At 69.7% G+C, this 21,359-nt stretch carries 16 protein-coding genes and 1 riboswitch; of the genes, 10 read left to right on the plus strand and 6 right to left on the minus strand.

The features are described from left to right. Nucleotides 1–38 precede the first annotated feature (38 nt). Nucleotides 39–1,052 (minus strand): LacI family DNA-binding transcriptional regulator, encoded by a 1,014-nt coding sequence (locus tag BLS97_RS01510; protein ID WP_197676352.1) that lies wholly within the window; start codon nt 1,050–1,052, stop codon nt 39–41. A gap of 132 nt (nt 1,053–1,184) precedes the next feature. On the opposite strand from BLS97_RS01510, the gene BLS97_RS01515 reads away from it, so the two are divergent. The 5 genes from BLS97_RS01515 (at nt 1,185) to BLS97_RS01535 (ending at nt 7,161) form a co-directional block, all read left to right on the plus strand. Continuing rightward, a complete protein-coding gene (locus tag BLS97_RS01515) occupies nt 1,185–3,077 on the plus strand; it encodes a glycoside hydrolase family 127 protein (protein ID WP_197676353.1) in 1,893 nt (630 codons plus the stop codon). Between the two features lie 127 nt (nt 3,078–3,204). Further along, nucleotides 3,205–3,903: an L-ribulose-5-phosphate 4-epimerase gene (locus BLS97_RS01520; RefSeq protein ID WP_090474228.1), complete on the plus strand. Its 699-nt coding sequence runs from the start codon at nt 3,205–3,207 to the stop codon at nt 3,901–3,903. Then, nucleotides 3,890–5,386, plus strand: coding sequence for an L-arabinose isomerase (gene araA, locus BLS97_RS01525; protein ID WP_090481035.1), 1,497 nt, complete (start codon nt 3,890–3,892; stop codon nt 5,384–5,386). Before BLS97_RS01520 ends, araA begins: the two co-directional genes overlap by 14 nt. After that, on the plus strand, nt 5,383–6,654 hold the full coding sequence (locus BLS97_RS01530; protein WP_090474229.1) for an FAD-binding protein: 1,272 nt from the start codon (nt 5,383–5,385) through the stop codon (nt 6,652–6,654). The genes araA and BLS97_RS01530 overlap by 4 nt, the downstream gene beginning before the upstream one ends. 270 nt (nt 6,655–6,924) lie before the next feature. Next, nucleotides 6,925–7,161 (plus strand): hypothetical protein, encoded by a 237-nt coding sequence (locus BLS97_RS01535; protein WP_090474230.1) that lies wholly within the window; start codon nt 6,925–6,927, stop codon nt 7,159–7,161. A gap of 51 nt (nt 7,162–7,212) precedes the next feature. Here BLS97_RS01535 and BLS97_RS01540 read toward each other — a convergent pair whose 3' ends face one another. Both BLS97_RS01540 and BLS97_RS01545 read right to left on the minus strand, forming a co-directional pair. Beyond that, nucleotides 7,213–7,941 (minus strand): SDR family oxidoreductase, encoded by a 729-nt coding sequence (locus BLS97_RS01540; RefSeq protein WP_090474231.1) that lies wholly within the window; start codon nt 7,939–7,941, stop codon nt 7,213–7,215. Further along, the gene (locus BLS97_RS01545) at nt 7,941–8,960 is read right to left on the minus strand and encodes a LacI family DNA-binding transcriptional regulator (RefSeq protein WP_090474232.1); all 1,020 of its coding nucleotides are present in this window, start codon (nt 8,958–8,960) and stop codon (nt 7,941–7,943) included. The genes BLS97_RS01540 and BLS97_RS01545 overlap by 1 nt, the downstream gene beginning before the upstream one ends. Before the next feature lie 147 nt (nt 8,961–9,107). Here BLS97_RS01545 and BLS97_RS01550 point away from each other — a divergent pair, with 147 nt between their 5' ends. Together BLS97_RS01550 and BLS97_RS01555 are read left to right on the plus strand one after the other, a co-directional pair. Then, nucleotides 9,108–9,455, plus strand: coding sequence for an ArsR/SmtB family transcription factor (locus tag BLS97_RS01550; protein WP_090474233.1), 348 nt, complete (start codon nt 9,108–9,110; stop codon nt 9,453–9,455). Further along, entirely contained in the window at nt 9,452–10,102 is a 651-nt protein-coding gene (locus tag BLS97_RS01555; protein WP_090474234.1) for an SRPBCC family protein, read from the plus strand. Before BLS97_RS01550 ends, BLS97_RS01555 begins: the two co-directional genes overlap by 4 nt. A gap of 75 nt (nt 10,103–10,177) precedes the next feature. Here BLS97_RS01555 and BLS97_RS01560 read toward each other — a convergent pair whose 3' ends face one another. Next, nucleotides 10,178–11,803 carry an APC family permease gene (locus BLS97_RS01560; protein WP_090474235.1) on the minus strand — a complete coding sequence of 542 codons (1,626 nt, stop codon included), beginning with the start codon at nt 11,801–11,803 and terminating at the stop codon, nt 10,178–10,180. Between the two features lie 103 nt (nt 11,804–11,906). After that, nucleotides 11,907–12,752 carry a 4,5-DOPA-extradiol-dioxygenase gene (gene ygiD / locus BLS97_RS01565; protein ID WP_090474236.1) on the minus strand — a complete coding sequence of 282 codons (846 nt, stop codon included), beginning with the start codon at nt 12,750–12,752 and terminating at the stop codon, nt 11,907–11,909. A gap of 266 nt (nt 12,753–13,018) precedes the next feature. Here ygiD and lon point away from each other — a divergent pair, with 266 nt between their 5' ends. From lon to cobN, 3 genes are all read left to right on the plus strand, one after another. After that, nucleotides 13,019–15,364, plus strand: a complete 2,346-nt coding sequence (gene lon, locus BLS97_RS01570) for an endopeptidase La (protein WP_090481038.1) — start codon at nt 13,019–13,021, stop codon at nt 15,362–15,364. Nucleotides 15,365–15,476: 112 nt separating this feature from the next. After that, the gene (locus tag BLS97_RS01575; RefSeq protein WP_090474237.1) at nt 15,477–16,346 is read left to right on the plus strand and encodes a DNA-3-methyladenine glycosylase family protein; all 870 of its coding nucleotides are present in this window, start codon (nt 15,477–15,479) and stop codon (nt 16,344–16,346) included. 109 nt (nt 16,347–16,455) lie between these two features. Next, a riboswitch (cobalamin riboswitch) is annotated at nt 16,456–16,609 on the plus strand. A gap of 71 nt (nt 16,610–16,680) precedes the next feature. Then, the gene (gene cobN / locus BLS97_RS01580) at nt 16,681–20,340 is read left to right on the plus strand and encodes a cobaltochelatase subunit CobN (protein WP_090481041.1); all 3,660 of its coding nucleotides are present in this window, start codon (nt 16,681–16,683) and stop codon (nt 20,338–20,340) included. A gap of 70 nt (nt 20,341–20,410) precedes the next feature. Here cobN and BLS97_RS01585 read toward each other — a convergent pair whose 3' ends face one another. After that, nucleotides 20,411–21,313: a LysR family transcriptional regulator gene (locus BLS97_RS01585; RefSeq protein WP_090474238.1), complete on the minus strand. Its 903-nt coding sequence runs from the start codon at nt 21,311–21,313 to the stop codon at nt 20,411–20,413. Nucleotides 21,314–21,359: the final 46 nt, after the last annotated feature.

Here is a 21,359-nt window from a genome sequence, read left to right on the forward strand (position 1 = left end):
GCCGAGTGTAGGGCACCGCGCACGGCCGGCACCGCGACTCAGTGCCGCAACGAGGATTCGCGAATCTTGAGCTCGAACGGGGCGATGATCTGCTTCCGGTCGGCCAGCGGCACGTCCTGGGTGAGCCGGCGGTGCAGCAGGGTGACGGCCAACTCGGCGATGGCGTCCCGGCTCGGTGACACGCTGGTCAGCGCGGGGGTGGAGTAGGCGGCCGACTGTGTGTCGTCGAAGCCGACCACGCAGACGTCGCCGGGAATCGAGACCCCGTTGCGCAGCAGCGATCTCAGTGCCCCGATGGCCAGCGCGTCGTTGAGGCAGAAGACAGCGTCGAATTCCAGGCCGGAGTCGATCAGGCCCTGCATGGCGGTCGCGCCGGTGTCCATGTGCCAGACGCCGGGGTTGACCAACAGTTCCGGCACCGGCGCGACGCCGCGGTCGGTCATCGCGCCCAGCGCCCCGGCGACGCGAAGCGTCGCCGCGCCCGGTTCGTCGTCCGGGTCGACCCCGATCAGGGCGATCCGGCGGCATCCCTGGTCCAGGAGATGGTCGACCGCCGCCCGGGCACCGGCCTCGTTGGCCATGGCGACGTGGTCGACCGGGCGGTCGAAGGCCCGTTCGCCGAGAAGTACCAGCGGCAGGTCGAGCGGGATCTCGGCGGCGTAGGCCGGGCCCATCGCGAACGGGCTGTAGATGAACCCGTCGACCAGGCTCCGCCGCGCCCCCGAGAGCACCGACCGCTCCCGTTCCAGCTCGGAGCCGGTGGTCTCGACGAAGACCGTGAGATCGAATCGGGCGGCCGCCCAGATCACGGACTGGGCCAGTTCCGCGAAGTACGGCTGCCCGAGCTCGGGAATGGCCAGGGCGATCATGCCGGTCCGCCCGGAGCGGAGGTTGCGCGCCGAGACGTTGACCTTGTACTGCAGGGTCGCGATCGCGTCCTCGACCCTGGCCCTGGTCTCCGGACGCAGGTACGGGTAGTTGTTGATCACGTTGGAGACCGTCTTCTTCGAGACCCCGGCCAGCCGGGCGACATCCTCCATGGTGACGGCCACCGATCCAGCGTAGCCGATCTACATCGATGTAGACGCCGCCCTGTACATCGATGTACTGTCGCCTCACCTCGACCGCAGCCCCGCCCTCGGGGCTCCTTTTCACCGGCGAACAAGGCTCACGGAGGCCAGATCTTGACCGCTCTGCCCAACTCCCGCGGATTCGGTCCGATCGCCACCACCATGACGCCGCTTCGCCCACTGCCCCATCAGGACGTGACCCTCACCCCGGACGGCTGGCTCGGGCGCTGGCAGCTGGTCAACCGAGCCGCCACCATCGGTCATTGCATCGCCCAGCTCGAGACCTCGGGCGCGGTGGAGAACCTGCGCATCGCGGCCGGGGAATCGGAGAAGTCGTTCCAGGGCATGTTCTTCACCGACTCCGACATCTACAAGGTGCTCGAGGCCATCGGGTGGGAGGCCGGCCGATCCGACATCACCGAGTTCCTGCCGTTCGTGGACGCGACCGTCGCGCTGTTGCAGCGCGCCCAGGCCCAGGACGGCTACCTGAACTCCTACGTCCAGGCGGTCAAGCCCGCCGAGCGGTTCGGCGACCTGCGATGGGGGCACGAGCTCTACTGCCTCGGGCATCTGCTGCAGGCCGGTATCGCGTGGGAGCGGACCCAGGGCCGCGCCGACCTGCTCGAGATCGGCCGCCGGTTCGCCGATCTGGTCGCGAAGCGGTTCGCCGACGAACCCTTCATCTGTGGTCACCCGGAGGTGGAGACGGCCCTGGTCGAGCTCTACCGGACCACGGGCGAACCCAGCTACCTTGACCTGGCCCGCGACATGGTCGACCTTAGTGGTCACCAACTGATCGGCGAGGACCGGTTCGGCTACCCCTACTTCCAGGATCACCTTCCGGTGCGGGAGGTCACCGAGGCGACCGGTCACGCCGTTCGCCAGGTGTACCTGACGACGGCCATGGCCGACCTCCGGGCCGAACTGGACGACCGCTCGCTGGACGCGCCGCTGGAACGGCTGTGGGACAGCGTGCACCGCCGCAAGATGTACATCTCGGGCGGACTCGGAGCCCGTCATCGGGACGAGTCGTTCGGTGATTCCTATGAGCTGCCACCGGACCGCGCCTACTCCGAGACGTGCGCCGCCATCGCCAACTTCATGTGGAACGCCCGCATGCTGCTGGCCACCGGCGAGGGCCGGTTCGCCGACGAGATGGAACGCGGCCTGTACAACGGCATCGCCGTCGCCACCTCGGTCGAGGGCACCGAGTTCTTCTATTCCAACCCACTGCAACTCCGATCCGACCACGACGGCAGTGACGAGGACGCCCCGTCGAGCCGGCTGCCCTGGTACACCTGTGCCTGCTGTCCGCCGAACCTGGCCCGGCTGATCAGCTCGGTGCACGACTACCTGGTCACCACCGACGGGGACGGCCTGCAGATCCACCTCTACGCCGACGGCGACATCACCCTGGACGGCCGATTCGGGGCAACCCGGGCCGCCGTCCGCACCGGCTATCCGTTCGACGGTCGCATCGAGATCGGGTTCGATCACCGTTTCACCGGAACCCTGCTGCTGCGGGTACCGGCCTGGGCCGATGGTCAGCGCGTCGTCGTGGACGGGGTGGTGGTCACTCCGGACCGGACCGACCACGGTTACCTCCGGATCACCGGTGGCGCCGACACCGTCGTGTTCACCCTGCCGCTGCCCATCAGCGTCGTGCATCCCCACCCGCACGTCGACGCGTCGCGGGGCTGCGTCGCCGTCACCCGCGGCCCGGTGCTGTACGCCCTGGAACAGACCGATCTGCCGGACGGGATCACCATCGAGGACGTGCTGGTCCCGGCGACCCCCGAGGTCCGGCCGGGCGGGACCGACGACCACCTGATGGCCACGGTGCTGACACTGGCCGGCGGCCGGGTACGACAGCGGCCGGACGAGTTGTACAGCACCACGCCGGCGTCCTCCGCCGGATCCGGCGAGGTCGAACTGCGACTGATTCCCTACTACCGCTGGGGCAACCGCGGCGGTGGGGGCATGCGGGTCTGGCTTCCCACCACCTGACGATCACTGTTGACTGAAAGGCTTCTGCGATGAAATCCCTTCATCGGCCACGGCCGGCCGATACCGGCGGCACCGGCCTCCCGCGCCGCACACCCTGCCCCCGCCCGGATCTCGCCGGAGTCCGGCCATGACCATCTCCCAGCAGATCCGTTCCACCATCGACTCCCTGCGGGCGCAGGTGGCCGAACTGCACGCCGAACTCCCGCGCAACGGCCTGGTCATCTGGACCGCCGGCAACGTGTCGGCCCGGGTGCCGGGGGCAGACCTGATGGTCATCAAACCGTCGGGTGTCTCCTATGACGAGTTGGACGCCGACGCCATGGTGGTCACCGACCTCCACGGAAACCTGGTGGAGGGCAACCACCTTCCGTCCTCCGACACCGCGGCCGCGGCCTACGTCTACCGTCACCTGGCCCACGTCGGTGGCGTCGTGCACACCCATTCCCCCTACGCCACCGCCTGGTCGACCCTCGGCATCCCGGTGCCGTGCGTGCTGACCATGATGGCCGACGAGTTCGGCGGTGACATCCCGATCGGGCCGTTTGCGCTGATCGGCGACGACTCCATCGGCAAGGGCATCGTCGACACGTTGCGCGGCAGCCGCTCTCGTGCCGTACTGATGGCCAACCACGGACCGTTCACCATCGGCAAGGACGCCAAGGACGCGGTGAAGGCCGCCGTCATGTGCGAGGACGTCTGCCGGACGGTCGCCCTGGCCCGGCAACTCGGCGTCCCGCACCCGATCCCCCAGAGCGACATCGACTCGTTGTTCGACCGCTACCAGAACATCTACGGACAAGATGGGCACACCGATGGCAATTCGTGAATGTTGGTTCCTGACCGGATCCCAGGGCCTCTACGGCCCCGAGACTCTGGACCAGGTGGCCGCCCAGTCGGCGGAGATCGCGCGGCAGTTGGACGCCAGCCCGGACCTGGCCGTACCGGTGGTGTTCAAGCCGGTGCTGACCAACGCCGATACCATCCGCCGGGTGATGCTGGACGCGAACTCTGACGACAACTGTGTCGGCGTCATCATCTGGATGCACACGTTCTCGCCGGCCAAGATGTGGATCAACGGGCTCGACGCGCTGCGCAAGCCGTTGCTGCATCTGCACACCCAGGCCAATGTCGATCTCCCGTGGGCCGAGATCGACATGGACTTCATGAATCTGAACCAGGCCGCGCACGGTGACCGCGAGGTCGGGTACATCCAGACCCGGCTCGGGGTGGCCCGCAAGACCGTCGCCGGTCACGTCAGCAATCCACGCGTCACGGCTCGGATCGGCGCCTGGCAGCGGGCGGCGGTCGGCGCGACGGCGGTCCGCCGGCTCAAGCTGGCCCGGTTCGGCGACAACATGCGGGACGTGGCCGTCACCGAGGGCGACAAGGTGGAGGCCCAGCGCCGGTTCGGCGTATCGGTGAACACCTACGCCGTCAACGATCTGGTCGAGGTGGTCGACGACGTTCCGGCCGCGGCGGTCGACGATCTGATCGAGACCTACCTGCTCGACTACGACGTGGCCGAGGAGCTGCTCCCGGGGGGCGACCGTCATGAATCCCTGCGCTACGGAGCTCGCATCGAGGCCGGGCTGCGCCGCTTCCTGACCGACGGTGGGTTCGGCGCCTTCACCACCAACTTCGAGGACCTCGGCGGTTTGCGGCAGTTGCCCGGGCTGGCCGTGCAGCGGCTGATGGCCGACGGCTACGGCTTCGGCGGCGAGGGCGATTGGAAGACGTCGGTCATGCTGCACACGGTGAAGGCCATGGCGGCCGGCCGGCCGGGTGGGACTTCGTTCATGGAGGACTACACCTACGACTTCGGCGCGCAGCCGGCGAAGATCCTGGGCGCGCATATGCTCGAGGTCTGCCCGAGCATCGCCGCGGCCCGTCCGCGGCTGGAGATCCACCCGCTCGGCATCGGTGGACGGGAGGATCCAGTGCGTCTGGTGTTCGATGCGGCCCCGGGGCCGGCCGTCGTGGTCGGCATAGCCGACATGGGCGAGCGTTTCCGGCTGGTCGCCAACACGATCGACGTGGTGCCCCCGTCCGAGCCGCTGCCCAAGCTCCCGGTGGCCCGCGCGGTCTGGGAGCCGCACCCGGACCTGGAGACGTCGACCGAGTGCTGGCTGACCGCCGGCGGCCCGCACCACACCGTGCTGTCCTCGGCCGTCGGGGTCGAGGAACTGGCCGACTTCGCCGAGATCATCGGTGTGGAACTGCTGCTGATCGACCAGCAGACCACCACCCGCCGCTTCTCGCAGGAACTGCGCTGGAACCAGGCTTACCACCGTCTGGCGCAAGCCCTGTGACCACCGACCCGACGACGGTGGAGCGGACCAACTGGGCCGGCAACGTCACCTTCTCCGCGGCCCGCTTCCACGGCCCGACGAGCGTTCCGGAACTGCAGCGGATCGTCGCCGGGGCCCGGGCGGTGCGCACCCTGGGTTCGGGGCATTCCTTCAACCGGATCGCCGACACCGCCGGCGACCTGGTCTCGGTGTCCGGCCTGCCCACCGTGCTGGAACTGGACTCGGCCGCGGGGCAGGTGAAGGTCAGCGCCGGCACCCGCTACGGCGAACTGGGACGCTTCCTGCAGCGGCAGGGCTTCGCGTTGCACAACACCGGTTCGCTGCCGCACATCTCGGTGGCCGGCGCCAGCGCCACCGGAACCCACGGATCCGGGGTCGGCAACGGCAATCTGGCCACTATCGTGTCCGCGATCGAGATCGTGGGGCCGGGCGGTGACCTCGTTTCGCTGAGCCGCCGCGCCGACGGCGAGCCGTTCAACGGGATGGTGCTGGCCCTGGGGGCCCTGGGCGTCATGACGTCACTGACCCTGGAGGTGGTGCCGACCTTCGACATCCGCCAGGACGTCTTCGAGGAGCTGAACGCCACGACCCTGGACGAGCACTTCCAGGAGATCATGGCCTCGGGCTACAGCGTCAGCGTCTTCACCGACTGGACCACCCCGGGGCGCTACCAGGTCTGGCGGAAGTCCAGAGTGGACGCGTTCACCGGCACCGACGACTTCTTCGGCGGTATACCGGCGGCGGTCGACGTCAACCCGGTGCCCGGCATGCCGGGCGAGAACGCCACCGCCCAACTCGGTGTGCCCGGGCCGTGGAACGAGCGCCTCCCGCACTTCCGGCTCGAATTCACCCCGAGCAGCGGCGACGAGTTGCAGGCCGAATACCTGTTGCCCCTGGCTCAGGCGGCGGCTGCCCGGCAGGCGCTGGAGGAGATCTCGTCGCTGATCGCTCCGGTGCTGATGATCTCCGAGTTCCGGGCCATCGCGGGCGACGATCTGTGGATCAGCCCGAGTCACCGGCAGGACAGCGTGGCCTTCCATTTCACGTTCCGGCCGGATCCGGTGGCGCTGGCGCCGGTGACGGCGGCGATCGAGGCCGCCCTGGCGCCGTTCGGCGCCCGTCCGCACTGGGGCAAGGTGTTCGCCACGGCCCCGGAGGTCCTGGACACGCTCTACCCCCGGATGGACGACTTCCGAGGTCTGCTGCGCACCTACGACCCGGCCGGGAAGTTCCGCAACGAACTGGTCGAGCGGCTGATCCGGGTCTGACTCCCCCGATTCCCAGGGCGGCCGCCGGCTGGTGCCGGCGGCCGCGTCCCGGGAGGGTCGGAGCTCACTTCTTCTTGCTCTTCTTGCCCTTCTTCTTGTCCTTCTTCTTCGCCATGTTCGCCTCCTTTCGCTCCGGGTGGCCGATCGGGCGGCCACCGCACTCGTCTCGAATGCCGACAGTCAAGCATCCGTTGACGATGACGTCAACATACCATTGACCCCGACGGCAACTACTCGTTGACGCCGAAACGACACGGGTAGGCTACGACGGTGCCGGAGCCCACCCACGCGAAGCGCGTCGCCCGCGCGGTCGAAGCACTCCGCGAGGTGGCGGATCCATTGGTCCGCCTTGACGCCGTCCGGGCGGCCCTGGAACAGCTGGAGGAACTCGAGGCCTCCACCGTCGCCGAGGCCAGAGCCGCCGGTGCGACCTGGGGGCAGGTCGGAGCGATCTACGGCCTCACCAAACAGGGTGCTCAGCAACGCTTCCGGACGAGAGAGTCCTGACCGTCCGGGCCCGCCGCGGGCCCGACGAACCGTGACCGCCCGGCCTCCGGCTCAGCGGCTGGTGTAACCACCGTCGATGGGCAACGAGACCCCGCTGATCATGGCCGAGGCGTCGCTGAGCAGAAACACGATCGGCCCGGCCACATCGTCCTCGGTCGCCCAGCGACCGAGCGGCATCTGCTCCAGGAAGGGCTTGCCGATGTCGTCGCGTCCCCAGTAGAAGTTCGACATGTCCGTCATGACGACGGTCGGATTCACACTGTTGACCCGGATGCCGTACCGGCCCAGTTCCAACGCCGAGACGCGAGTGATGTTGTCCAGCGCAGCCTTCGACGAGCCGTAGGAGACGTGGCTGGTCAGCGCGACCAGGCTGGCCTGGCTGGAGACGTTGACGATGGATCCGCCCCGTCCGAGGCGGATCAGGGTGCGGGCGGCGTACTTGATGACCAGCAACGCACCGCGCGCGTTGATGGCGATCACCTTGTCGAACACGTCGATGTCGGTGTCCTGGGGACTGGCGATCTCGCCTCCGAAGCCAGCGCAGTTGACCACCCCCCACAGGTCGAGCCCGTCGACCGCGTTCTTGATGCTTTCCTCGGACTCCAGGTCGAACACCAGCGGGCGGGCGGCGGTCTCGGCGACGATCTTCTCCAGGGATTCGGCCGTCCGCCCGGCGGCGATCACGTCGGCGCCCTTGGCCACGAGCTGGCGGACGGTGGCGCCGCCGATCCCTCCCCCGGCGCCGGTGACGAGGATGGTGCGTCCTTCGAATTCGGTCATTACGCTTGCGATCCAATCTGTTCGGTGGTTCGTGGGTGGGTGTGGGTCGGTCTGACGCGCAGCTCGACCGGCAGCAGGATCTGCCGCTTGCGGCGGGCGCCGGGCCGGTCGATGCGGTCGAACAGGCGGTCCGCGGCCGTCCGGCCGAGCAACGCCGGGTCCTGGTCGATCACGGTGACCGCGGGGGTGAGGGCCGAGGCCATCGGAAAGTCGCCGAAGCTCACCACGGTGAGATCGGTCCGACGACGGCGGTGCAGGTCCGACACCAGCGCGACCGACAGCCGCGCGTTCGACGAGAAGACCGCGGTCGGCGGCTCGTCCAGCCTCAGCAGGACGTCCAGCGAGGAACCCGGATCGCCACCGGTCCGGTCGACCAGACAGACCAGATCCTCGCGCTCGCCGATGCCGGCCCCGGCCAGCGCCGTCCGGTACCCGTCGAGCCGGCGCCCGGTGGTGACCACGGACGACCCGTCACCGAGAAATGCGATCCGGCGGTGGCCGGCGGACAGCAGGTGGGACACGGCGACCGCCGCGCCACCCTCGTCGTCCTCGATCACGCTGTCGGCGGCGATCCGGCTCGGCGGCCGGTCGACGAAGACCAGCTCGGTGGTCTCCCGCCACGGGCGCAGGTAGGACTGGTCGGCCGACACCGGGGCGATGATCAATCCGGCCACATGACGACGCAGCAGCGCCTCCACTGCGACCTGCTCCTGGGCGGCATCGGTGCCCAGACTGGTGATCAGCACCGGGGTCGAGCGGGCCCTGGCCCGCTCCGAGATCGCCTGCACCACGGCCGCGAAGAACGCGTCGGCGATGGTCGGCACCGCGACCCCGATGGCCGTGTCCCGTCCGTTCCGGAAGGCCTGGGAGAGCATGTTGGGCACGTAGCGCAGCTCGGCGATGGCTCGCTCCACCCGCTCGCGGACGTCGGTCGAGACGTACCGGTCGCCGTTGATCACCCGCGACACCGTCTTACCGCTCACCCCGGCCAGCGCCGCGACTTCGCGCATGGTGCTCATCGACGTCCTTCCGCTGCCTGTCCGGGTGAAACTACCCCAGAGCGGCCGGTCTGTCACCGGTGACAGAGCAACCCCTGTCACCGGTGACAGAGCAATCGCGGCGATTTCACTCTTGACTTATATAAGAGACGGCGATTAGATGGTCCGGTGCATGCGTTCGACGTCCTGGGTGATCCGGTCCGGCGCCGGATCCTGGAACTGCTGCTGTCGGGCGAACAGACCGCCGGATCGCTCACGGCGACGATCACGGCCGAATACGGGATCAGCCAGCCCGGCGTCTCGCAGCACCTGAAGGTGCTGCGAGACAACGGATTCGCCCACGTGCGCCCGGAGGGCGCCCGCCGGCTCTACGCGGTGGCGCCGGATGCCCTGCGCGATGCGGACGCCTGGTTGGGCCGGTTCCGCCGTTTCTGGACGCCACCGCTGGATGCACTGGCCACCGAACTCGCACGGGGACGCCGCCACCCGAACCGGAAGGAAGACGAACAGCCATGATCGACATCTCGGAACAGATCAACGCCGTCGAACGAACTGTCGGCCGCCGCACCATGGCCGCCGGCGAGGCCAGGACGGTGACCATCACCCAGACCTACCGGGCCGCGCTCGAGGACGTCTGGGACGCCTGCACGAACGCCGAACGGATCCCCCGGTGGTTCCTGCCGATCACCGGCGACCTGAGCGTCGGCGGCCACTACCAACTCGAGGGCAACGCGGGCGGGACCGTCCAGACCTGCGATGCCCCGCATGGCTTCTCGGCCACCTGGGAGATCGGGGGCGACGTCAGCTGGATCGAACTGCGGCTGACCGCCCTGGCCGCCGACCGGACCGAGTTCCGTCTCGAGCACACGGCTCACGTCGACGATCAGCGGTGGAACGAGTTCGGCCCGGGCGCGGTCGGCATCGGCTGGGACATGGCGCTCATCGGCCTGACCCTTCACCTGGCGTCCGGAGAGGCGGTGGACCCGACCGGAGCGATGGCCTGGATGGCGTCTCCGGCCGGACACGACTTCATCACTCGCTCCGGGAGCGCATGGTGCCAGGCGCACATTGCCGCCGGCGACGATCCGGACGCGGCGCAGGCAGCGGCCGCCCGCACCCTCGCCGCCTACACCGGGACGGAGCCGGACGCCGCCCGGTCGTGACCGCCCGGTGGTCGTCGGTGAGGCGCGACCCCGTCGACCGGCGGGAGCAGCCGGGCCGGACATCCCGGCGGCCGGTCAGGCCGATTCGCCGTCCGGCGACTCGTCCGCTGGGGCCTGGCTCGCCGTGACCCCCACGGCCGGCGCGGCGGACACGGCCAGGGTGTCGCCCCGGAAGTACGGCGGTTGCGTGAGCCGCTGCAGAATCATCAGCCCGATGCCCAACGCGACGGTGCCCGCGCCCAGCAGGAACACTCCCCCGATGTTCCAGTGCGGGCTGAACGGCAGGTGCCAGACGGTGTAGCTGGCCGCGCCGGACACGTTCGGGTCCAGCCAGTCGTCGTGCAGGCTCCAGGCCAGGGCGAAGTACAGGATCAGACCGCCGGCGGTCGGCAGGATCCCGCGCATCCACAGGTTCCGGGCGCTCTGGCGCAGGGTCCGGCGGTAGTACCAGGTGCAGGCGAAACCCGTGAGGCCGTAGTAGAACGCGATCATCATCCCGAGCGCCGTCACGCAGTCGGCGATCACACTCGTCGGGTTGGCGACGTTGTTCAGGATGGCGTACAGCACGATCGACACCGCGCCGAAGGTCAGGGTCGAGACGGACGGCGTCAGGTGCCGGGGGTGCATCTTGGCGAAGACCCTCGGCAGGGCGCGATAGGTGGCCATGGCCAACGACGTCCGGGCGGTGGGCAGGATGGTGGTCTGGGTCGACGCGGCGGCCGAGGTCAGGACCATCAGCACCAGCAGGTGCGACAGGAACGAGCCGACCCAGCCCGGGCCGAACACGGCCGAGCCGAGCACCGACAGCACGTCGCCGGCGTTGTCCTGGTTGCCAAGGCCGATGCCGCTGGTCCCGATGCCGGCGAACGACTGCGCGGCCACCGTCACCAGGGCGTAGGTGACGACCAGCAACAGGGTGGACAGCACGGCCGCGCGCCCGGGGGTGCGCGACGGGTCGGCCGTCTCCTCGTTGACCGAGACGGCGCTGTCCCAGCCCCAGTAGATGAAGATCATCAACAGCAGCCCGCGGAAGAACGCCGAGAACGAGTCGATACGGAACGGGTTCAGCCAGGACCAGGACACCCCGATGGCGCCGGTCGGCGCGTGCCCGATCCCCACCCTGACCAACGCCACGACGGCGAAGGTCAGCAGCACGATGAGTTCCACCGCCAGCAGCACTCGCTGCAACCGGGCCGAGAGTTCGATGCCGACGTAGCAGATGCAGGTCATCAGCACGATCCAGGCGATGCCGACCAGCAGCACCCAGTTGCTGGTCGGGTCGTGACCGATGTCGTTGGCGTCGAACAGGAGGAAGACGTACTGCCCGGCCACCTGGGCCAGGCTCGACATCACCAGCAGGTCCGCGGCCAGGATGCCCCAGCCGCCGAGCCAGCCGGTGGTCGGTCCGAAGGCCCGCGTGGCCCAGGTGAACGTCGTCCCGCAGTCCGGATCGGCCTTGTTGAGCTCCGAGTAGCCGATGGCGGTGAACAGCATCGGGACGAAGGCCAGCACCACGATGGCCGGCGACTGCAGGCCGACGCCGGTGACGATGAAGCCGAGCGTGGCGGCCAGGCTGTAGGCCGGCGCCGTCGAGGCCACCCCGATGACGACGCTGGAGACGAGTCCCAGCGCCCCGCGCTTGAGTCCCTTGTCCGGCGTTATCGGCGGCGGGCCGGGTTGGGATCGCAGGTCATGGGCCATGAACGGCTCCCGTGGGTCTGACTGGTGGTCGGCTGGTCACCAGCGTCAATCGTGCCACCGGAGGCGGGTTCGTGCGATGCCCGGCCCGGCCCGGCCCGGGTCCTCAGATGTTGGAGCCGTCCGGAGGCACAGAGGCCGGCGGCTGCGACGAACCGCCGACCCCGGCCACGTGGGGGCACGACATACCGAGCGTGTAGGCCGTCATCGACAACGACCCGTAGGCGTAGCCGTCGACGAGCACATCGGTGGAATCCGAACGGGCCTCGCCGGCCAGGCCGGCCAGGTACAGGGCCGGTATGAAGTGGTCCGGTGTCGGCACGGCCCGCCGGAAATCCGGATGTGCATCCAGGGTCGCGAACTCCGTCGGATCGGTCAGCATCCGTTCCTTGGCCTCCTCGTCGAACCGCTGGGCCCAGTCGAATCCGTCGTCGGCCAGCTTCCAGTTCATCCCACTCAGGTTGTGCACCACGTTGCCGCTGGCCACGATGAGCACCCCTCGGTCTCGTAGGGGGGCCAGCTTCGCGCCGAGTTCCAGGTGATGGTCCAGCGGCTTGTCGGCGTTGATGCTCAGCTGCACCACCGGTATGGAGGCATCGGGGAAGGCGTGGGCCAGGACCGACCACGTCCCGTGATCGATGCCCCAACTGTCGACGTCCGCCCCGACCCAGGTCGGATGGACGACGTCACTCACCTCCGTGGCCAGTTCGGGCAGACCGGGCGCGGGATATTGCACCTGGAACAGTTCGGGCGGGAATCCGTAGAAGTCGTGGATCGTTCGCGGCCGCGGCATTGCGGTCACGGCCGTCGCGTTGATGTACCAATGCGCGCTGACGACCAGAATGGCTCGAGGCCGGGGCACGGCCTGGCCGAATGCCCTCCAGGCGGTGGTGTAGCGATTCACTTCCAGTGCGTTCATCGGATTGCCGTGGCCGATGAACGCCGCGGGCATAGGACGGTCCGCAGCGGTGGAGTTCTGTCCCGTCGTCATGCCGTCTCCGTCTGAACGCTAGATTCTCGGCCCCGGTGAGCACCCCCAACGATATTTCACCCTCGATGTACGGGCCCACCGTCACTCCCGCGCCGGTGATCGGCGGCTGGGTGGCTCGGCGTCGTTCGCCCAAGGCGAACGCGGAACCCATAGGGAACAAACGACACTCGCCGAGCATTGAGTCAGACACGCTCAAGTTTTGAAGGGTGCCATAAATGACCAATGACATGACCCAGACCAAGAACCTGCCGGTGCTGTCCCTCACCGAGTCCGTCATCCTGCCCGGGATGGTGGTGCCGATCGAGTTGGACGAGTCCTCGCAGGCGGCCGTCGACGCGGCCCGCGCCACCAGCACCGACGACTCACTGGGTGAGTTGCTGCTGGCCCCCCGTCTCAAGGACCGCTACGCCGTGTACGGCGTCGTGGCCACCATCGAGCAGGTCGGCCGGCTGGCCGGCGGCGCTCCCGCCGCAGTGCTCCGCGCCGGCCGGCGGGCCAAGATCGGCGCCGGCGTCACCGGCCCCGGTGCCGCTCTGTGGGTCGAGGCGGAACTCGTCGAGGACGAGACCCCCAGCGACGAGACCCGCGCGCTGGCCAAGGAATACAAGTCCCTGGTGATCGCCACCCTGCAACAGCGGGACGCGTGGCAGGTCATCAACACGGTCGAGAAGATGACCGATCCGGCGACCATCGCCGACTCCGCCGGTTGGGCCCCGTATCTCACTACGGAGCAGAAGCGGCAGCTGCTGGAGACGCCGTCGGTGCACGAGCGGCTGGAACTGGTCATCGAGTGGACCAAGGCCCACCTGGCCGAGATGGACGTGGCCGAGAAGATCCGGGGCGACGTCCGGGAAGGCATGGAGAAGAACCAGCGCGAATTCCTGCTGCGTCAGCAGCTGGCGGCCATCCGCAAGGAACTCGGCGAGGGTGAACCCGATGGGGCGGAAGACTTCCGCACCCGGGTGGAGACCGCCGATCTGCCGGAGAAGGTGCGTGAAGCGGCGCTGCGCGAGGTCGGGCGCCTGGAACGGGCCAGCGACCAGAGCCCGGAGGCGGGCTGGATCCGGACCTGGCTGGACACGGTGCTGGAGATTCCGTGGACGGTCAAGACGGAGGACAACACCGACATCGGCAACGCCCGGACGGTGCTCGATGCCGATCACCACGGTCTGGACGACGTGAAGGACCGGATCGTGGAGTACCTGGCCGTGCGCGGTCGCCGCGCCGCCCGCGGACTGCAGGTGGTCGGCGGGCGCGGTTCCGGTGCCGTCATGGTGCTGGTCGGTCCGCCCGGCGTGGGAAAGACCTCTCTCGGCGAGAGTGTGGCCCGGGCCCTGGACCGGAAGTTCATCCGGGTGGCGCTGGGCGGCGTCCGGGACGAGGCCGAGATCCGCGGCCACCGGCGCACCTACGTCGGTGCGTTGCCCGGCCGCATCGTCCGGGCCATCACCGAGGCCGGTTCGATGAACCCGGTCGTGCTGCTGGACGAGATCGACAAGGTCGGCGCCGACTACCGGGGAGATCCGGCGGCCGCGCTGCTGGAGGTCCTGGACCCGGCGCAGAACCACACCTTCCGCGACCACTACCTGGACATCGACCTCGACCTGAGCGACGTGCTGTTCCTGGCCACCGCCAACGTCCTGGACACCATCCCGTCGGCCCTGCTGGACCGGATGGAACTGATCACCATGGACGGCTACACGGAGGACGACAAGGTCGCGATCGCCCGCACCCACCTGCTGCCCCGTCAGCTGGAACGGGCTGCGCTGTCGACCGACGAGGTGACGATCACCGACGCCGCGCTGCACGAGATCGCGGCCGACTACACCCGGGAGGCCGGCGTCCGGCAACTGGAACGCCTGCTGGCCAAGGCCCTTCGCAAGGTCGCCGCCCGGCTGGCCACCGAGACCGGCCCGATCGAGATCGACGAGCCGCAGCTCAAGGATCTGTTGGGACGGCCAAGGTTCACCCCGGAGACGGCCGAGCGGACCGCGGTACCCGGCGTCGCCACCGGCCTGGCCGTCACCGGCCTGGGCGGGGACGTGCTGTTCATCGAGGCCAACGCGGTCCAGGTGACCGAGGGCGGCGGGCAGCTCAAGCTCACCGGTCAGCTGGGTGACGTCATGAAGGAGTCGGCGCAGATCGCGCTGTCCTACCTCAAGGCGCACGCGGCGGAGATCGGGATCGCCCCGGAAGCGTTGCAGCGCAACATTCACCTGCACGTTCCGGCCGGTGCGGTGCCGAAGGACGGACCGTCCGCGGGCGTGACCATGGTGACCGCGCTGACCTCGCTGGCGCTGGGCCGCAATGTGCGGGCCGACGTGGCGATGACCGGTGAGGTCACGCTGAACGGCCGGGTGCTGCCGATCGGCGGGGTCAAGCAGAAGTTGCTGGCGGCCCAGCGGGCGGGGGTCAAGACGGTCTTCATCCCGAAGCGGAACGAGCCCGACCTGGACGACGTGCCGTCGGAGGTCCTCGCCGCACTGACCGTGATCCCGGTGAGCGACGTGGCCGAGATCCTGGCCGTCGCGCTCGAGCCGGTCGCCGCGGCCGCGGCGCCCGTGGCCGCCTGATCCACCCCCTGAGTCCGGCCCGGAGGTCGCTGTCGCGGCCACCGGGCCGGACGTCTGTCCGTTGGACGGCGCTCCCGCCCGGCTGTCGGTGGGCCGGGGCAGACTGCCCCGCATGGACACCTTCACGATCGTCCCGACCGCCGCGTTCTCGCTCCGGGAGTCGGTGGAATTCGGATTCGGCCAGCGGCATTCGCAGCCGTTCGACGGCGTGATGCGGCTGGCGTTCGTCCAGGACGACCTGCGTCATCAGGTCGGGGTCGTGCTCCGGCAGGACGAGGCCGGCGTGCACGGCGAGATCCACGGCGGGGACGGGAACGTGGCCTCGATCAAGGCCCAGGTCGCCCGCGTGCTGTCGCTGGATCGCGACGCGACCGGTTTCGCCGAGGTCGGACGACGCGATCCGGTGATCGGGGCTCTGCAGGCCGCGGCGCCCGGCCTGCTGCCGCCACTGTTCTATTCGCCCTACGAGGCTGCGGTGTGGTCCGTGCTGTCCGCCCGCCGCCCGGCCAAGCAGATGGCCGAGGTCCGGCGCCGGTTCTCCGAGGCCAACGGGAGGGTGTTCGCCCTTGCCGGGCAGCACCTGGCGGCGTTGGCTACGCCGGAGCAGATGCTGGCCGTCACCGAGTTCCCCGGGCTTCCGGCGGACAAGCTGGACCGGATGCAGGGCGTCGCCCGCGCCGCCCTGGACGGCCTGCTCGACGTCGAGCGCCTGCTGGCGTCCGGCCCGGAGGTGGCGACGGCGCAGCTGCAGCGCATCAAGGGCATCGGCCCGTTCTACGCCTCGCTGATCACCATCCGGGCCACCGGCTTCACCGACGTCCTCCCGGCCGACGAGCCGCTCGCCCGGGATCTGGTGACGCGCCTCTATCACCTCGACAAGCCTTGCGAGCCGGCTGATTTCGAGCGGATCGCCGAGCCATGGCGGCCGTACCGGACATGGGCCACGGTGCTGATCCGGGCGGCCGGGCACCGGATCCTCTGACGGGCAGCCGGATGGAACGCGGTGTCGATCGACGGCGGCCGGCGACCCGGCTTGACGCGCCCGGTCCGGGGCAAGGACAGTGGCAGGACCAGCACCACGCCACAGGCGTCAGGAACCCGGCGAGCATCCGGGGCGGCCTGAGCCACTGTGACCGGGGAGTACTGCGCCACCGAGATCGGCCGGTTCGCCGGCTGGTGTCAGGCCACGGCAGCGCCATCGCCGGAAGGCCGGCGACGTGCGTCGATCCGGGAGCCAGGACATTGACCCTGCGGCGACCCGTCGATCATCGGTCCCAGGCCCGGTGAGAAGGAGCCCCGTGAATCTCGCCTCGCCGTTGTCCCGCATCGCCCTGCTGTCCACCTCCGACACGGACCTGTTGTCCGGGCGGGCCAGCCGCGCCGACTTCACCCTGGCCAACCCGTCGCGGCTGGACGTGACCACCGACCTCGAACCGCTGATCGCCGACGCCGCCGTGATCATCGTGCGGATCCTGGGCACGGCCCGGTCGTGGCAGGCCGGGCTGGATGCCGTGGCCGCCCGCGGGGTCCCGCTGATCGTGCTGGGCGGCGAGCAGACTCCGGACGCCGAGCTGATGCGCCTCTCGTCCGTCCCGATCGGGATCGCCGCACAGGCCCACCGGTACCTGGCCGAGGGTGGTCCGGCCAACCTGGCCCAGCTGCACGCGTTCGTCAGCGACACCGTGCTGCTCACCGGCGAAGGCTTCGAGGCCCCGACGGTGCTGCCGGCCTGGGGTGCCCTTCCCCGTCCGGAGCTCCCCGAGATCGCCGTCCGCCCCAAGGTCGGCGTGCTGTTCTACCGGGCCCACCAGGCGTCGGGCAACACCGGTTTCGTGCACACCCTGGCCGACGCCATCGACGAGTCCGGCGGTCGCGGCGCCCCGATCTTCTGCTCCAGCCTGCGCAACGCCGGCCCTGACCTGCTGGCCGAGCTCGGCAGCTGCGACGCGCTGATCGTCACCGTGCTGGCCGCCGGCGGCACCAAGCCGGCCGCCGCGACCGCGGGCGGCGAGGACGAGAACTGGGACGTGGCCGCCCTCGCGGCGTTGGACATCCCGATTCTCCAGGGACTCTGCCTGACCTGGAGCCGGTCAGCCTGGCAGGAATCGGACGAGGGACTCTCGCCGCTCGACGTGGCCACCCAGGTCGCGGTGCCCGAGTTCGACGGCCGCATCATCACGGTGCCGTTCTCGTTCAAGGAAACCGACGCCGACGGCCTCCCCCACTACGTGGCCGACCCCGAGCGGTGTGCCCGGGTGGCCGGCGTCGCGCTGGCCCACGCCCGCCTGCGGCACACCCCGCCGGCCGACCGGAAGATCGCGTTGCTGCTGTCGGCCTACCCGACCAAGCACTCCCGGATCGGCAACGCGGTCGGCCTCGACACCCCGGTGTCGGCCATCCGGTTGCTGCGTGCCATGCGCGACGCCGGGTACGACGTGGGGCCGGCCGACGGTCCGGACGCTCTGCCCGGCCTGGCCCCACTGGACCCGATCGACGGCGAGGACCCGGACACGACGGCCGGTAACGCGCTGATCCATGCGCTCATCGCCGCCGGCGGCCAGGACGAGGAGTGGCTGACCGGCGCGCAGCTCTCCGGCCAGACGGTTCGGATCGCCGCGGCCGACTACCGCCGCTGGGTCGCCGATCTGCCGGCCGAACTGACCGAGCCGATGACGCAGACCTGGGGGGAGGCGCCGGGAAACCTGTTCGTCGACCGATCGGCCGACCCGGACGGGGAGATCGTGCTGGCCACCCTGCAGGCCGGGAACGTGGTGGTGCTGATCCAGCCGCCGCGTGGTTTCGGCGAGAATCCGGTGGCCATCTATCACGACCCCGACATGCCGCCCTCGCACCACTACCTGGCCGCCTATCGGTGGCTGGAACGGGGTTTCGGCGCGCACGCGGTCGTCCACCTGGGCAAGCACGGGAACCTGGAGTGGCTCCCGGGCAAGAACGTCGGGATGTCGGCCGGCTGCGGCACGGACGCCGCGATCGGCAACATGCCGCTGATCTACCCGTTCCTGATCAACGACCCGGGCGAGGGCACCCAGGCCAAGCGTCGGGCACACGCCACCATCGTCGACCATCTGGTCCCGCCGATGGCCCGGGCCGAGTCGTACGGCGACATCGCCCGCCTGGAACAGCTTCTGGACGAACACGCGAACATCGCGGCCATGGACCCGGCCAAGTTGCCGGCAGTCCGCGCGCAGATCTGGACGCTGATCCAGGCGGCCAAGATGGACCACGATCTCGGTCTGGGCGGGGCCGCCGGCCGACCCGACGACACGGAGTTCGACGACTTCATCCTGCACGTCGACGGTTGGCTGTGCGAGGTCAAGGACATGCAGATCCGCGACGGGCTGCACGTGCTCGGGCAGGCGCCGGTGGGCGAGGCCAGGGTCAATCTGGTGCTGGCCATGCTGCGGGCGTCTCAGGTCTGGGGGGGCGTCACCAACGCTCTGCCCGGGCTCCGGTCGGCCCTCGGGCTCAAGGACGGCGCCGAACTCGCCGCCGTTGATGCCGTTGAGGCGCAAGCCCGTTCGCTCGTCCTGGCGGCCGAGGAGGCGGGGTGGGTCCGTTCCGCGATGGGATCCGTCGTCGCGTCGGTGATGCCGGACAGCGATCCGTCGGTGCTGGCCGTCATGGAGTTCGCCGCCTCGGAGGTGGTGCCGCGGCTGGCCGGAACGTCGGCCGAGCTGACCTCGATCCTGCATGCCCTGGATGGCGGTTTCGTCCCGGCCGGCCCGTCCGGCTCGCCGCTGCGCGGGCTCATCAACGTGCTCCCGACCGGCCGGAACTTCTACTCGGTCGATCCCAAGGCCATTCCCTCGCGACTGGCCTACGACACGGGCGCGGCCATGGCCGCCTCGCTGATCGAGCGGTACCTCGAGGACAACGGCCAGTACCCGCAGTCGGTCGGACTGTCGGTCTGGGGCACATCGGCCATGCGGACCTCAGGCGACGACATCGCCGAGGTGCTGGCCCTGATGGGCGTGACCCCGGTCTGGGACGAGGCGTCCCGCCGGGTGTCCGACCTGGCCGTCATCCCGCTGGCCGAACTGGGTCGCCCGCGGGTCGACGTGACGGTGCGGATCTCCGGGTTCTTCCGGGATGCGTTCCCCCACGTGGTGGCCATGCTCGACGACGCGGTGCGGCTGGTCGCCGGCCTGAACGAGCCGGCCGATCAGAACTACGTCCGGGCCAACGCGCAGGCGGACCTGGCCCGGCACGGTGACGAACGGCGGGCCACCACCCGGATCTTCGGTTCGATGCCGGGCTCGTACGGGGCCGGACTGCTGCCGCTGATCGAGTCGGGCAACTGGCGGGACGACGCCGACCTGGCCGAGGTCTACACCGCCTGGGGCGGTTTCGCCTACGGTCGCGAGTTGGATGGCCGGCCCGCGCGGGAGGACATGGAGGCCAACTACCGGCGGATCGTAGTGGCGGCCAAGAACACCGACACCCGGGAACACGACATCGCCGACTCCGACGACTACTTCCAGTACCACGGCGGCATGGTGGCCACCGTGCGGGCGCTGACCGGTACCGCTCCCGCTGCGTACATCGGGGATTCGACCTCGCCCGACGCGGTGCGCACCCGCTCCCTGACCGAGGAGACGGCTCGCGTGTTCCGGGCCCGGGTGGTCAATCCCCGGTGGATCGCGGCCATGCGGCGTCATGGGTACAAGGGCGCGTTCGAGTTGGCCGCCACCGTCGACTATCTGTTCGGGTACGACGCCACAGCGGGCGTCGTCACCGATTGGATGTACGAGACCCTGGCCCGGACCTACACGCTCGACGCGGAGAACCAGGCGTTCCTCAAGCACGCCAATCCGTGGGCGCTGCGGGGCATCATCGAGCGGTTGAACGAGGCGGCCGACCGCGGGCTGTGGTCCGAACCCGATCCGGACCTGCTGGCGCAGATGTCGCGGGTCTACCTCGACGTCGAGGGTGACCTGGAGGACGCGGGCGCCTGAGGATCGCACCCACCGCCCCGGTCACCCTGCGGTCGGTGCCGGGAACGCCGATCAGTCGCCGGCGACCGGTTCAGCCGGTGAGCAGGTTGGGCGCGAACCGGATCAGATGACTGCGCAGGTGCCGTCCCGGTGGCGACAGTTCGCGGTCGGCCGACCAGGCCAGAGACAGGGTGCGGGAGGCCGCCGGGTCCGAGAGCGGACGGGCCCGGGTCCCGGGCACCTCGTTGCCGGGCGGCAGGATCGCGATGCCAAGGCCCGCCGCCACCAGACCGGCGGCCGTGGTCATCTCCTGGCTCTCGAAGGCGTACGACCGGGGAATCCCGGCCGCCTGCAGCAGTTGATCCGTGATCGTGCGCACGCCGTAACCGGCCGCCAGGGTGATCAGCTCCCGTCCGGCCAGATCGCTGACCCCGACCGTCGTTGCCTGCGCCAACTCGTCTCCGTCCGGCACCAGTAGCGCCAGCGGCTGCTCGGCCAGTGGACGCGACCGCCAGCGCGGATCGCCCGGGACCGGGGCGGCCAGCACCAGATCCACTCCACCACCGGGGATCCGCCGCAGCAGGCCGTCGGCTGAATCCTGCACCAGACGCACGGTGACCCCCGGATACTCGCGACGGAACCCGCGGAGCAACGCCGGCACCACCAGAGGGCCGAGACTGTGCAGGAAACCGAGGATGACGGTTCCGGTGCTCGGATCGGCCTCGGCCCGAACCGCCCGGACCCCGGCCATCAGCTCGTCGAGCGCCCGGCCGGCGCTGGCCGCGAGCAACTCCCCGTGCCGGGTCAGCCGCACGCCTCGCCCGTCCTTCTGCAGCAGCGGCGTGCCCAGGTCACGTGACAACCGGGCCATAGCCCGGGACAGCGTCGGCTGCGGGATACCCAGATGCTGTGCCGCGGCGGTGATCTGCCCGAACTCGGCGATCGCGGTCAGCTGCTCCAGGGTCGTCGCCAACCCGAACGACTCATACGTCATTGCATCAGTCTAAAGGTGAAATCGTATTGGACGCATGAGTGGCTCG

Origin of the sequence: Nakamurella panacisegetis, assembly GCF_900104535.1 — a bacterium.
GTDB classification, from domain to species: domain Bacteria; phylum Actinomycetota; class Actinomycetes; order Mycobacteriales; family Nakamurellaceae; genus Nakamurella; species Nakamurella panacisegetis.

Bases quoted from the DNA above. Each gene is read 5' to 3' on its own strand.
- BLS97_RS01520 (WP_090474228.1), top strand. From the start codon at position 3,205: ATGACCATCTCCCAGCAGATCCGTTCCACCATCGACTCCCTGCGGGCG.
- araA (WP_090481035.1), top strand. From the start codon at position 3,890: ATGGCAATTCGTGAATGTTGGTTCCTGACCGGATCCCAGGGCCTCTAC.
- BLS97_RS01540 (WP_090474231.1), bottom strand. From the start codon at position 7,941: ATGACCGAATTCGAAGGACGCACCATCCTCGTCACCGGCGCCGGGGGA.
- BLS97_RS01545 (WP_090474232.1), bottom strand. From the start codon at position 8,960: ATGAGCACCATGCGCGAAGTCGCGGCGCTGGCCGGGGTGAGCGGTAAG.
- BLS97_RS01555 (WP_090474234.1), top strand. From the start codon at position 9,452: ATGATCGACATCTCGGAACAGATCAACGCCGTCGAACGAACTGTCGGC.
- BLS97_RS01560 (WP_090474235.1), bottom strand. From the start codon at position 11,803: ATGGCCCATGACCTGCGATCCCAACCCGGCCCGCCGCCGATAACGCCG.
- ygiD (WP_090474236.1), bottom strand. From the start codon at position 12,752: ATGCCCGCGGCGTTCATCGGCCACGGCAATCCGATGAACGCACTGGAA.
- lon (WP_090481038.1), top strand. From the start codon at position 13,019: ATGACCCAGACCAAGAACCTGCCGGTGCTGTCCCTCACCGAGTCCGTC.
- BLS97_RS01575 (WP_090474237.1), top strand. From the start codon at position 15,477: ATGGACACCTTCACGATCGTCCCGACCGCCGCGTTCTCGCTCCGGGAG.
- BLS97_RS01585 (WP_090474238.1), bottom strand. From the start codon at position 21,313: ATGACGTATGAGTCGTTCGGGTTGGCGACGACCCTGGAGCAGCTGACC.